The organism is Geminocystis sp. NIES-3709, from assembly GCF_001548115.1.
Lineage (GTDB): Bacteria > Cyanobacteriota > Cyanobacteriia > Cyanobacteriales > Cyanobacteriaceae > Geminocystis.
Map to the genome: position 1 here is coordinate 2,233,603 of NZ_AP014821.1, position 13,232 is coordinate 2,246,834.

The 13,232-nt window shown below is 31.7% G+C and carries 9 protein-coding genes; 2 read left to right on the plus strand and 7 right to left on the minus strand.

Annotated elements, in window-relative coordinates; translation table 11 throughout:
• Positions 1 to 26 precede the first annotated feature (26 nt).
• The 4 genes from fni to GM3709_RS09540 all read right to left on the minus strand — a co-directional run bounded on the left by fni (position 27) and on the right by GM3709_RS09540 (position 5,670).
• Positions 27 to 1,097, minus strand: a complete 1,071-nt coding sequence (fni, locus tag GM3709_RS09525) for a type 2 isopentenyl-diphosphate Delta-isomerase (RefSeq protein WP_066118638.1) — start codon at positions 1,095 to 1,097, stop codon at positions 27 to 29.
• 330 nt (positions 1,098 to 1,427) lie between these two features.
• On the minus strand, positions 1,428 to 2,420 hold the full coding sequence (locus GM3709_RS09530; protein ID WP_082712973.1) for a bifunctional diguanylate cyclase/phosphodiesterase: 993 nt from the start codon (positions 2,418 to 2,420) through the stop codon (positions 1,428 to 1,430).
• A gap of 55 nt (positions 2,421 to 2,475) precedes the next feature.
• Positions 2,476 to 3,423, minus strand: coding sequence for a pentapeptide repeat-containing protein (locus tag GM3709_RS09535; protein ID WP_082712974.1), 948 nt, complete (start codon positions 3,421 to 3,423; stop codon positions 2,476 to 2,478).
• 657 nt (positions 3,424 to 4,080) lie between these two features.
• Positions 4,081 to 5,670 carry a mechanosensitive ion channel family protein gene (locus GM3709_RS09540; protein ID WP_066118645.1) on the minus strand — a complete coding sequence of 530 codons (1,590 nt, stop codon included), beginning with the start codon at positions 5,668 to 5,670 and terminating at the stop codon, positions 4,081 to 4,083.
• Between the two features lie 174 nt (positions 5,671 to 5,844).
• Between GM3709_RS09540 and GM3709_RS09545 the strand changes: the two genes are divergently transcribed.
• A complete protein-coding gene (locus GM3709_RS09545; RefSeq protein WP_066118647.1) occupies positions 5,845 to 7,347 on the plus strand; it encodes an ammonium transporter in 1,503 nt (500 codons plus the stop codon).
• Positions 7,348 to 7,554: 207 nt separating this feature from the next.
• The gene (gene cruG, locus GM3709_RS09550; protein WP_066118649.1) at positions 7,555 to 8,736 is read left to right on the plus strand and encodes a 2'-O-glycosyltransferase CruG; all 1,182 of its coding nucleotides are present in this window, start codon (positions 7,555 to 7,557) and stop codon (positions 8,734 to 8,736) included.
• 252 nt (positions 8,737 to 8,988) lie between these two features.
• Here the strand turns inward: cruG and GM3709_RS09555 are convergent, their stop codons facing one another.
• From GM3709_RS09555 to GM3709_RS20455, 3 genes are all read right to left on the minus strand, one after another.
• On the minus strand, positions 8,989 to 9,699 hold the full coding sequence (locus GM3709_RS09555; protein ID WP_066118651.1) for an SIMPL domain-containing protein: 711 nt from the start codon (positions 9,697 to 9,699) through the stop codon (positions 8,989 to 8,991).
• Between the two features lie 244 nt (positions 9,700 to 9,943).
• On the minus strand, positions 9,944 to 12,094 hold the full coding sequence (locus tag GM3709_RS09560) for an Rne/Rng family ribonuclease (RefSeq protein WP_066118653.1): 2,151 nt from the start codon (positions 12,092 to 12,094) through the stop codon (positions 9,944 to 9,946).
• 947 nt (positions 12,095 to 13,041) lie between these two features.
• Positions 13,042 to 13,218: a hypothetical protein gene (locus GM3709_RS20455; RefSeq protein WP_158506713.1), complete on the minus strand. Its 177-nt coding sequence runs from the start codon at positions 13,216 to 13,218 to the stop codon at positions 13,042 to 13,044.
• Positions 13,219 to 13,232 lie beyond the last annotated feature (14 nt).

Below are 13,232 nucleotides of genomic sequence, written 5' to 3' on the forward strand. Positions count from 1 at the left end.
TTAACAATTAAGAAAAATTATCGTAATCAACTTTTCACGATCGTAAAACTATCAGAATTTTGTAAACTATTAATATCTTTATTTCCTGTACAAAATAATACTGTTCTAATTTCAGCATTCAGTAACTCCATAAATTCCTCTAATGCTTCGATCGATGTCATGGCCGCTTTTAAGAAAGGATAAGCTAAACCAACAATATCAGAACCTAAAGCCAATAACTTTGCCACTTCTAAACCATTACGAATTCCACCGGAAGCGATTAAAGGAATGTCAGGATATGTTTTAGCGATGTCGGCGACACAATCAGCAGTGGGAATACCCCAATTAGCAAAAGTTTTGCCTAACTCTCGTTTTAATTTATTGTCACTTCTTTCACTTTCCACCATTGCCCATGATGTCCCTCCTCCTCCTGCTACATCAATAGCTTTAACTCCTACATTGATCAATTTTTTTGCCATAGTAACAGAGATACCGTTACCTACTTCTTTGACGATAACAGGTACAGTTATTTTTTCGCAAACATCAGCAATTTTATCTAACAAGCCTTTAAAGTTGGTATCTCCTTCAGGTTGAATACATTCTTGTAGGGGATTAAGATGAAGAATTAATGCGTCAGCTTCCAAAATTTCGACTAATTTTAGGCATTCACGCCATGTATAGCCATAATTTAGTTGCACAGCCCCAATATTCGCTAATAGTAGTATATCAGGACAACTGCATCGATTAGACCCACTTCGCGATCGTACTTGAAAAGTTTTTGCTATATCTGGTTTTTCAATAATAACACGACCTGAACCGATACCCATAGCAAGATGATATTTTTGAGCAATCATTGCTAAACGTTGATTAATTAATTGAGCATTTTCTGTACCGCCAGTCATGGAAGAAATTAATACAGGAGAGTGTAACTTTTTACCAAGAAAATTAGTAGAAATATCGATTTCTTGATAATCTAATTCAGGTAAACAAACATGATTAAATCTATATTTTTCCAAACCATTTTGCAGTTGGTTAAACTGTACCTTTTCATCTAAACAAATGCGGATATGATCATCTTTTCTTACTTGAGTTTCTGTTAAGTTATTATCTGTATTCATAAACAAAAATGCTTTTTTCTTTGAATATGATAGAACATTGAGGGTAATATTTCTATCTCATTATTTAATTTTTTCTTATTTATTTTATTAAAATATTCGGCATTCTCTCAATTTCATCACGATCGTTCTAGAACTAATTCTAATTCTTCTTTTTTAGTTCAGCTTAAATCAATTTAACTTGATTTTAATATTATTAACAATATGTCAAACTTTTATCTATTCTGTATCTTTATTAATAAACTTAAATGTATCGGAACATCATCATTATATAAGTTTATAAAAATCTAAAACCTTGGAGTAACGTTATTGTGAAAAACGAAAAAATAAAGATTAAAATGTTTCTTTGATTAAATTATCAAAAAGCATTGGAGAATGATTATTTTTGTTCATGTAAGATTCAAATTGTTCTATGGGTATAGGTTTACTAAAAAGAAAACCCTGTCCTCGATCGATGTCGTAATTTTGTAAGAAATTTAATTCTGATAGACGTTCAATTCCTTCTACATATATTTTCAATTTTAATTTTTTCGCAATATCTATAAGTCCAGAGAAAATTGCTTTTTTACGAGGATTATGAATGAGATTGGAAATAAAAGATTTATCGAATTTAATAATGTCGAAGGGTAATTGATGTAAATGACTCAAACAGGCATAGCCAGTACCAAAATCATCTAATGCTAGAGAAATACCAAAACTTTTGAGTTGATTCATCATCTTAATAGCATCACTATAATTATCCAGTAAGGCGCTTTCAGTGATTTCTAAAATTAATTTTTCGGGAGGAAAACCAATATCTCTTAATGTACGAAGAATACTTGTAACTAAATAAGGATCTCTGAATTGATAGGGAGAAATATTAACAGATAAATTAAAAAGAGGATAAGACAAAAATTTTTTTGCTTGTAAACAGGCTTGATTTAAAATCCATTTACCGATGGGGATAATCAATTCATTTTCTTCTGCAATAGAAATAAATTTATTTGGTGAAATTAAACCCCATTCCGGATGACACCATCGGATTAATGCTTCTGCACCGATAACTTGTTGATTATTAAGTTGTATTATGGGTTGATAATAAACATTGAATTCATCTTCCAGTAATGCTTTATCTAATGCTTGTTCCATAAAATCATGAAGCATAATTAATAAAAAATCCTGTTTTAGATGTTTATGGCCATAGGAATCCAAAAAAGAAGAAAAAGTTTCTGGAGATAAGCTATTTGTTTTAATGTACTTTAAAAAGTGTTTTTTCCGTTTCCATTTACTACTATTCAACATAGTTTGATAATGGTGAAAAAGACTCTCATGATTTACTCGACTCATTTTTCTTCTTTCCTACAAGGGGAAATCAATAAATTTGTTGAAAAAATTGCAATTGTCATGAAGCAATACTGTTCATCGTATAAATTTGATAGCCGAAAACTTTTTCCTGTTCAATTAAAGTCACAAATCCTTTAATCATGGTAGAACAATTTTTGATGTAATTTTCTATCCATTGTTGATACCATTTCAACTCAAAGTAATTAAGGGATTCAATTAAACTTCCTCTAAAATTAATTAATCCTCTCGAAGTAATTTCAAAGTTTTTTATCCAATCACAATCAGGACGAGAAGTTTCTAAATATCTAATGGAAATTGTTTTTCCTAGGTAATGGCTACCGACTTTGTTTAAATAATTCAAACTATTTACTATCTGCACAATAGTAATATTTAAAGTTTGTTTCATCCTATGTTCTCTAGGGCGAAAATCAATATCAAATAAGGTTCGATCGTTATATTCTGCATCTTTAAAAGATGTTTTTTTCAATTTCACACCAATCAAAGAAGCATTGTGTAAGATAGCCTCCTGAAAATTAGTTTCTGTTAAAACACTACCTGTTAAAAATCCATGAGTTAAATTACTTTTGCGTAAATTAGCATAACTTAAGTCACTGTTATTAAGAGATACACGAGTTAAATTTGCCCCTGCCAAATAAGCTCCACTTAAGTCAGCATTGGTCATATGAGCGTGTTCGAGGTTGGTATTTTTAAAATGAGCTTTTGTAAGAACTCCATAATTGAGATTTGCATTACTCAAATTTGCGTGATCTAATATTGCTCCTGTTAAATTGCATCCTTTTAAATTAGCTCCCTTAAGAAAGCATTTTTTCAAATTTGCTTCTGTTAAATCTACTCCGATTAAATTAGCACAACTTAAATCTGCTCCGGATAAGTCAATATTAGCCAGAGAAATTCCCTGAAGATTGATACGGGATAAATTTTGTTTACAGAAACTCCTTTCCCCAGAGTTATATTGGTATAGAAAATCACTTAATTTTAGCATCATGAATTGTTTTTGTAAATTATTAAACAGTTAAGTACATACTAATCTGTGTTTTCATAAATGGCAACTTTATTTTCTATTTTTTATAAAAATTATAGATTTAATACTTATTTAATATTTATTCTAGTATTTGTATCGAAATTTACATAATTCATAATAACTAAATATAATCAGTAATATAAAGATAGAATATCATTTATTGAAAAAATAATGATTATTTAAACTTCTCAATTCCTTATTAATAATTAATTTTTATTTTTTAATTCTATTTTATTAATAAATAGGTAATTAAATCAAAACCTTTTTAATATAAGCTATATAGCTTTTAAAGTATTTTATTAATATTTAAAGTTACATATATCTTTTATCTTAAATATTGATAATAGTTTAGATAAAATAATAAAAATAAATAAAATTTTTAACTATTATTAACTATTTTCTTTATTTATATTAAGTTTAATAGTATTAAAATAGATATTTTAAAATTATTATATATTCCTTATTTTCTTATTTATTTTATTTTTAAACTATAAAATATTTTTCTTTTTATTTTTAATTAAAAATATATTATTTTACATTTTTTAAAATATTAATAGAAATTAAAATACAATTTTTATTAACCTTAAAATATAATGTTTTAAATAATTAATCTTTTCTTAATTAATTTTCTCTTATGGGGATATTCAATGAAGGTTTGATGATCCTAAGTATTTCTTGATAAATTTGGCTACTGATTCGATCGCCTCTTTTACCGTATTCTAGTTTAATATCATCCACAAAGAAGTTAAGTTGAAATTGATAATAGAGATAGCCTTCATCATGATTTAAAGCTGTTACCCAAATTTGGGGATCTTGCCATTTTTTTCTTTCTTTGAATCGAGATTTAAACCAATCACTCAACTCTAAAACATAGTCATCTAATCTGGTTTCTTCTAATTGGGGATTGGTAATTTTTTGGTAAAGACGATAAGTTCTTTTTTTGATTAAGTTGATTTTTCTATCCCATTCTTGGGGAATTAAATACAGATCTTCTTCTTGTAAATTAGGATCTTTTAACCAAAGACGATACCATTCTCTCACTAACTCAATCAACGCCTCTGATTCTTGAGTTTCCGTTGAATCTTGATCTTCCTCCACAATTTTTAAACCAATTAATTCGAGAACTTGTTGATACTCTTGTCTAATATTGGTAATTTCTTCTTCAGTTAGTCCGCCTTTTTCAGCAAATTGTAACGTTACCACTAAGGCTTCTAAAGAATATTCGATTTCTTCTAGTTTTTCGTTAACTTTTTGTTCAGCTAGTAATCTTAATTTACCGATCGACTGTTGTTCATTAAAATGATAAGAAAAGTCATTACACAAATAATAACGATCGATTAGTGTTAGTTTTTCCTCAATATTAGCTAAGGTGTCAGGATGAGCAAGTACAACTTCAGTGATAATTTTTTGTAAATATTCCAGATCTTGTTCTGCGGGTATTTCCAAAGAAGTAGAATAGTAATAGTAAGAAGTAGGCCGACTTAAGTTAGTAATATTTTGATTTTGTAAAACGCTATTGGGAATATAAACATCACAATGATGATCAAATAAATAGATTTGGGTTACTCTTACCCCAATACGAGATAACATACCGATCGAGCCATCTTCCAAACGAAGCACATCGCCAAATTGAAAAGGAGTATCAATCAATAAAACAATACCACTAAAAAAATTAGCCAAAATATCTTTTACAGCAAAACCAATAATAAAAGTCGCACCTCCTAAAGTCACCCAAATTCCCGTTAAATCAACCCCAAAAGTTTTTAAAGCAAAAACCCCCCCAAATAAAAAAATAAGTACAGGAATTACCCCTTCAAGTAAAGGTAACAATACATCATCCCACATCACTTCTGTTTGTCGGGTATATTGTTTGAGGTAATAAATAACTACTTGTTTAAAAATTGCTACTAACCAGTAACTAATTAAAATAATTACAATAACAGACAGAATCGTTTGTAAAATATTTTCTTCGACTAACTCTAAATCTCTAAAGGTAAATTTCAAATTAAATAAGGTAAAAAGACTGAGAATCGGATAACCAGAAACATTGAGAGTGACTAACGCAATATCCCGTTCTAATCCACGAAAGAGAGGACGTAAAACAAAAAATAAACAAAGATAAATAATTACAAATCCAACACCAAAAATTCCTAAATGAAAGAGAATGAATTGAGTTTCAGGAGAAAGGGTAAGCCAAAATTCTTTAAGCATATTTAACCAGTTTAGGGGATTTATTGTATTTTTTGATACAGAAATTATCAAGTAAAACATATCAATATTTAACAGTTAATTGAAGGCTTAAGTAATTAATTCCTCAATTCTTGTTTTGTTTTGAATCAAAATCTATACCGAGAAAAAAAATTAATGGTAATGATGTCAAAAAAAATGAATAAAAGACCTCTTCGATCGAAAGATCAAGGTAGTTTTATACTTAATTCTATACTTTGGGTTAACAATTTATTTTCCCCATACTGGTTAGCTTGTATTCCCTTAACGGCAGTAATTGTTTTGGTATGGAATACCGCCGCAATGGCTCAAGGATTTTCACAACCAGAAGACGTTGGTCAACTTAAAATAGTCTTAGATTCGGTTTTCTTGTTGATAACAGGAACATTAGTTGTTTTCATGAATGCCGGTTTTGCGATGTTAGAAACTGGTTTTTGTCGTCAGAAAAATGCTGTTAACGTCTTAGCGAAAAACTTAATTGTATTTGCGATCGCTTCTGTTGTTTACTGGGCCGTCGGCTATGGCTTAATGTATGGAAATGGAAATGGTTTTATTGGTTTAGATGGTTTCTTTTTCAACGGTAGCAGTCTCCCTTATAGTGACTCAGAAGCCTTTGAAATAACGAAAACCATGGTTGAAGGTCAAGAAGTTGAAATTAAAACATTAACAAAAGTACCTGAATCGATTTCTTTCTTTTTCCAATTAGCATTCTCTGCTACCGCCGCTACGATCGTGTCAGGTGCAGTAGCTGAAAGAATCCGTTTTGATGCCTTTTTAATCTTCAGTGTTTTATTAATCGGGATTGCTTACCCAATTACAGGACATTGGATTTGGGATGGTGGTTGGTTAGCTTCCATGGGATTCCGTGATTTTGCAGGTTCTACTGCTGTTCACTCCGTTGGTGGTTGGGCAGCTTTAATGGGTGCCGCAATTTTAGGTCCTCGTCAAGGTAAATATAGCCCCGATGGTACAGTACACGCTATACCCGGTCATAATATGAGTATTGCGACTCTAGGATGTTTAATTCTTTGGATCGGCTGGTTTGGTTTCAACCCCGGTTCTGAGTTAGCCGCAACTGGTAATATTTCTTATATTGCACTCACAACTAATTTAGCTGGTGCCGCTGGTTGCATCACTGCGACTGGAACTTCTTGGGCAAAAGACGGGAAACCTGACTTATCCATGATTATTAACGGTGTTTTAGCCGGTTTAGTCGGGGTAACTGCCGGATGTGCTGATGTCAGTTATATTGGTGCTATTATTATCGGAGCTGTGGCAGGTGTTCTCGTAGTATTTGCCGTAGAATTTTTCGATAAAGTTTTAAAAATCGACGATCCTGTGGGTGCAACTTCTGTTCACTTAGTTTGTGGTGTTTGGGGTACTTTAGCAGTGGGTATTTTCAGCACTAATGGTCATAGTTTCCTTACTCAATTAATTGGTGTTTTAACAGTTGGTGGTTTTACTGTAGTTCTCAGCAGTATATTTTGGTATGGAATTAAGGCAACTAGTGGTCTTAGAGTCCATCCAGAAGAAGAAGTGAAGGGCTTAGACATCTCCGAACACGGCATGGAAGCCTACAGTGGATTTGTCAAAGAAGCTGATATTCTTGCTGGCGGTTTTTCTTCTACTGTGGGTGAAGTTAGCTCTGGTATCGAAATGTAGTAAGTGATTGACAATTAATAATTAATAATTTAGAATATAGGGGATATAGGTGATAGGCAATGAACAATTAAAAAATCAAAACTTATTACTTATTACTTATTACTTATTACTTGTTCCGATCTCCCTTATGTTTTCCAATAGGGAGATTTTTTGTTGAAGGAAGACATTTACGTTTAAAATTTACTAAAATTAGTTTTTTTAAACGAAATGATAACCAGTGCGATTATTTCCTTAGTTTTATTATTATTTCAAAGTGTTTGTTTTTTCATTCTTCTTAGTCGATTATTTCGAGGTGCAACTCGACTTCCTCCTTTACAACCAGAATTAGCGAATCCTTCTCTTTTAGCCAAAGTTAGTGTTATTGTACCGACTCTCAATGAAGTCGATCGAATTGATAAAATGCTAGAAGGTATAACTCGTCAAAGTTATGAGGTAAAAGAAATTCTGATCATTGACAGTAACTCCCAAGATGGCACAAGAGAAAAAGTTATAGAAGCCTCCAAAACAGATCCTCGTATTCGTCTTGTCACCGATCCTCCTTTACCATCCCATTGGGTGGGCAGACCTTGGGCATTACATAATGGATTTTTGAGTAGTTCTGACACCAGTGAATGGATTTTAGGCATTGATGCCGATACTCAACCCCAAAAAGGTTTAATTCCTAGTTTGGTTAATTTTGCAAATAAATATAATTATGATGTAGTGTCTCTTTCTCCTCAATTTATCCTCAAAGATGCAGGAGAATGGTGGTTACAACCTGCTCTATTAATGACTTTGCTTTATCGTTTCGAGTCTTCTGGAGTTGATGCAAAAAGTCCAGAAACTGTCATGGCTAATGGACAATGTTTTCTCATCAAACGCAAAGTATTAGAAGCTATTGATGGTTATAGTTGTGCGTCTAAATCTTTTTGTGACGATGTAACTCTAGCTCGTCATATTTCTAGTATGGGTTACAAAGTCGGTTTTGCGGATGGTGCAAAAGTCATTAAAGTAAGAATGTATGAAGGTTTAAAAGAAACATGGACAGAGTGGGGACGATCACTAGATCTTAAAGATGCGGCTTCCAAAAGTCAATTATGGACAGAATGTGGATTTTTAGCTCTTATTCAGGCTTTACCGTTACCAATTATTATTACAGGCTTTTTATGTTGCTCTACCTTAGATTTTCTCAGTTTTTATTTATTATTTATCCTTAATAGCTTATTAGTGTTAATTCGTTTTGCCTTATTAATTGCGATCGCTCCTTCTTATCAATTTACAAAATCACCAAGAGAATTATTCTTTTTCTTGTCACCCTTAGCAGATATTCTCGCCGTAATTCGTATTTTTCTTTCTGCCCAACAAAAACCTCGTCAATGGCGAGGTAGAATCTATGGAGAAATAAAATAGCTAAAAGAATACTGAATATCTATATAACCATCTCAATATTTACTCCATAAACTAAAATTGGCTCTTCTACTTTGAATATGATAAATTATGTCTAAAAAAAGGTGTCAGGTATCAGGTAGCAGGTATTAGGTTAAATTCAAACTGTTAATTTATAATAATTGCATTTTTAAAAGAGTCAAAGCTATAGCTATCAAAGTTTTTATAACTAATTATCTGAACTTGATATAAAGATTAGAAACGAAAAATATTAAATTAATAACGAATTTGTAAAGTAACAGAGGCAGAAACAGCTTGCTCTCCCCCAATAACTGGACTACTAGGCATATTAGACACTAATTTATCTGCTATTGCTTCTCTAACTAGAGGATTAGGAATATTTGCACCATTAACATTAATAGTAATAATTTCTTGAGCCTTTAAATTTAAGGTATTTAAAACTACTTCAGCTTGTTGTTGTGCGTCAAGACTTGCTTTCATTAATGCTTGTTTTTGGGCTTGGGCAATGGCTGTTTCTGTTGCCGTTAAACTAACATTATCGATGCGAGTAGCTCCAACTTTTACACTATCATCTAATAAACGACCTACTTGATCAATTGCTAACTCAAAACTAACTAAATTACTAGCAACATAACCAGTTAACTGTCTTTGATTATTATCGTAGGTATAATTGGGACGTAATTGAATTCCGCTCGTTTGTAGTCGTTGTACGTTACTCGATCGTAATAGTTCGACTAAAGATACCGTACGCTTGGCTACTTCTTGCTGAATTTCAGAGGCATTTTTTCCCTCAATCTCAACTCCTAATTGTACAGTAGCTATGGTAGTAGGTATTCTTTCTATTGCTTGTCCAGTAACTGTTATAGTTTTTAAAATTTGATCTTGTGCTAATACTGGTTGCATAAGGGCTAAACTAAGACAACTAAAAGAAAGGATAAACTTGTTAACGGGTTTAATCGATAGCATAAGTAAAAATTTTTGATGAAAAAGATAATATTATTGACGAAATTGTATTGAAAAAGTTACTATATTCAAAAACTTTTTTGAAGAAGACAATTTAGTCTTTGTTCTTTTCTTTTTCCTATCTTCTATATAGTTAAATCACTTTTTTTAGTCTTCCCCGTTGCATCTTTATTCGTAAATCAAAATGGGTTTAATGATTTTTCTAAATGTGTAAACTACATTCAGGGTTTATATATAATTTCAAAAATTATTCATTATCCATGACAATAGATGAGGTTGAAGAACGACGACGACGGGTACGCACCACAGGACGATCGCTTTCCAAAGCCTCTTTAATCAGAGTCTCTGTAATAGTTTGTGGTTCTACAATGAGATTTTGAAATTGACTATCAGTATCTTGAGATACAATATCAGGTATCGAATATGATGGAACTTCTTCGTATTCTTCCATATCTGAGTCTAAGGAAATAGTCATTTCATTTTCTTTATCTTCTGAGTACTCATACATTGCGGAATTGTTATAAATTATTGTTTCGTCTTCCTCATCAATATTTTGAGATACCATATCAGCGATCGCATCTAATAAGGGATACTCAGAAACTTCATCATTATTTATTGAATAATTTTCTTTATCTTGAGATTTATCGAAATCAATATTATTAGAATTATCGTCAGGAGATTTAACATAAATTACAACAGATTTAGGATCTTTAAATTCCTGACCTAAACGGAGTATCGGAGAGACTCCCATTAAAGCATAAACTTCTTGTTCCGTTTCCGTCATTTCGACAACAACTTTTTCTAATTTCGCCTCATCACGATTACCATGACGAGGTAATACATTGTGTCCTTTTCGATCTCGTGAGTTGGTATTTGGTTCTCTGATCGAACTACGATCAGATTTAATTTCTGACTCTGTAAAATTATTATTGCCCAATAACATTGGTTCTTCTTTTAAAGGAGTTTCCCGACGACGGCGACGACGACGAACTGCTCCATTTACCTGATCTTGGTAACTACCATTATCCAATAATTCTGTATCATCACCATCATTACTATAATCATCAGAGAAGATAATTTTCTCCTCAATAATTGGTTTATCAGGAGTTTTATTGACAATAATAGGGGTATAATAATTAGATGGTAACGGATCCACTTCGTGATGACCCGGCAAATGAGCAACTAACCCTAAGCCATTACAATGAGAACAAGGTTGCCCAAATAATTCATAAATATTTTTACCTTGACGTTTGCGGGTTAATTCCACCAATCCTAACTCAGATAATTGAGCAATTTGAGGTCTAGCTTTGTCGGTTTTTAAGACTCGATCGAAATGTTCTAATAGTTTTAGTTTATCTCGACGAGAATCCATATCAATGAAATCTACCACAATCACACCGCCAATATTACGCAACTTCAATTGACGGGCTATCTCGATCGCTGCTTCATAATTAGTCCATAATACTGTCTCCCTAGAAGTAGCCGAATGAGTAAAAGAACCAGAGTTAACATCAATTACGGTTAATGCCTCTGTTGGCTCAATAATAATATAACCCCCTGAAGGTAAATCAACCCTTGGCTTTAATGCTTCCTTGATCGCCGCATTAACACGAAAATAGTCTAAAATCAGTGTATTTTCTTGATGAGCATTAATAAAAACACCTTCTGGATGACGACCTGCCCCCCAATTGGTTAGCTGTTTTTTAACCCGTTTGACGCTCTCCTCCGAATCTACTACAATGCGGTTAACATCATCAGAGTACATATCCCGTAATACTCTTTGTATGAAATCATCATCTCGATTTAGCAAAGCTGGAGCATTGATATAATTAGATTCTTGTTGTATTTTGTCCCATTGTTTCTTCAATAAATCTAAATCTTCGATAATTCCTTCTTCTGAAGTGCTTTCTGCTTCTGTACGTACTAACAAACCCATTCCTGAAGGTTTGAGTAAAATAGCTAAAGCGCGTAATCGGTTACGTTCATTCTCATTTTTGATACGACGAGATAAACTAACTCCTTTGCCATAGGGCATTAACACTAGATAACGTCCGGGAAGACTTATATTTCCTGTTAAACGAGGGCCTTTAGAACCTGTAGGTTCTTTCATTACTTGAACTAATACTTTTTGTTGAGGAAATAATAATTCCGTAATCGCTCCGGCAGTTTTTCTAAGACGTAAAGGGCCTAAATCTGTTACATGAATAAAACCATTTTTTTCCGCATCACCTATATTAACAAAAGCTGCATCTATTCCTGAAATGACGTTTTCTACTGTACCTAAATAAATATCTCCCACTTGTTGATTGCCAGTGGCAACCACTAATTCTTGAATTTGATCTTCAGCAAATACTGCTGCAATATGATGTTTTTCCGCAATAATTATTTGTTTTGGCATTCAATTTCCCCAAAAAAATTTAATAGTAATTTGATTAATATTCGAGCTTTTAGATATATTCTGAGAATAATAGAGGCTGTAACTTTTATCAGATTTTCAGTAACAATTGATTCCTATGAAATTGACTATTTATCTTATGAAGATAAAATTTTGATCGATCATCTATGGGGGTTAGACTCATAAAATTAAAGGGATTTAATCTTGCTCTGTTTGGTTCTATGAATGATTAAATTACTTTAGTATATTAATGTCAATTAAAGTTTAAAATTGATTTTATTTTAGAGAAAATTCTTAGGAAAAATGGTCTGAAATCTTGCATTAATATTTATAGTCTCTATTTCTTCTTTTTCGATCGTTTATTATCACAATAAGAAAGTTGATAAACCTTACTTATTTTGTATCCATACATTTAGTAGGTAAACAGCCTTGTGTGTGGAGTTTACCGTCAAACTCAACTTGCGTTTAGTTAAAATCTTTACTGTAAATTGTTATCGAGTATAGAATATCTATATTTTGAGCAATAACCGCTCTACACAATTAATTCTACACTTTTTGTTCTTCTTTTGATAACAAAATACTATAAGCTCAAATAAAAATTTCGCAAAAATATAAGTTTTTAGAGCAGAAACTCTATAGTGTGATTATTGTAAGTTTATTATTTATTGCTTTTTAATTGAGCCATCGAAAGTGAGCCTTGATTATTTTTGTAATACTGCCTAAAAGAGAATATGTATTTTATATTCATGGAGTACTGGAAAATAATTGTCCTAGTCAAACAAGTATCTTTAATTAAGATTATTTGAACTATGTTATCTGTAAAATATAGTTTTTTTCAGAATAATTGCAATTATAACAAAAAAAGTACCTGTGAACAATTAAGGTTTTTCGCAAAATCCATAATTTAGTTCAAAAGGTTGTCTATTTATTGAGATTACGAATATAGTTTATCAATTCTGATATTTGAAAGGAGTAGTATTATTTTGAGGTATAGAGAAAGTATTATCATCACCTTCTGGGGGAAAAGTTGGAATTTCTTTTTCTTCCATGGTGATTTTTTTGATATGAATAACAGAAAATATTAAGTTAAATTGTCGATCGAGACATTTATTAAGATAATCTTGCACTAGCTTAACTTGGC

Bases quoted from the DNA above. Each gene is read 5' to 3' on its own strand.
- GM3709_RS09545 (WP_066118647.1), top strand. From the start codon at position 5,845: ATGAATAAAAGACCTCTTCGATCGAAAGATCAAGGTAGTTTTATACTT.
- GM3709_RS09540 (WP_066118645.1), bottom strand. From the start codon at position 5,670: ATGCTTAAAGAATTTTGGCTTACCCTTTCTCCTGAAACTCAATTCATT.
- GM3709_RS09555 (WP_066118651.1), bottom strand. From the start codon at position 9,699: ATGCTATCGATTAAACCCGTTAACAAGTTTATCCTTTCTTTTAGTTGT.
- GM3709_RS09535 (WP_082712974.1), bottom strand. From the start codon at position 3,423: ATGATGCTAAAATTAAGTGATTTTCTATACCAATATAACTCTGGGGAA.
- GM3709_RS09530 (WP_082712973.1), bottom strand. From the start codon at position 2,420: ATGAGTCGAGTAAATCATGAGAGTCTTTTTCACCATTATCAAACTATG.
- GM3709_RS09560 (WP_066118653.1), bottom strand. From the start codon at position 12,094: ATGCCAAAACAAATAATTATTGCGGAAAAACATCATATTGCAGCAGTA.
- cruG (WP_066118649.1), top strand. From the start codon at position 7,555: ATGATAACCAGTGCGATTATTTCCTTAGTTTTATTATTATTTCAAAGT.
- fni (WP_066118638.1), bottom strand. From the start codon at position 1,097: ATGAATACAGATAATAACTTAACAGAAACTCAAGTAAGAAAAGATGAT.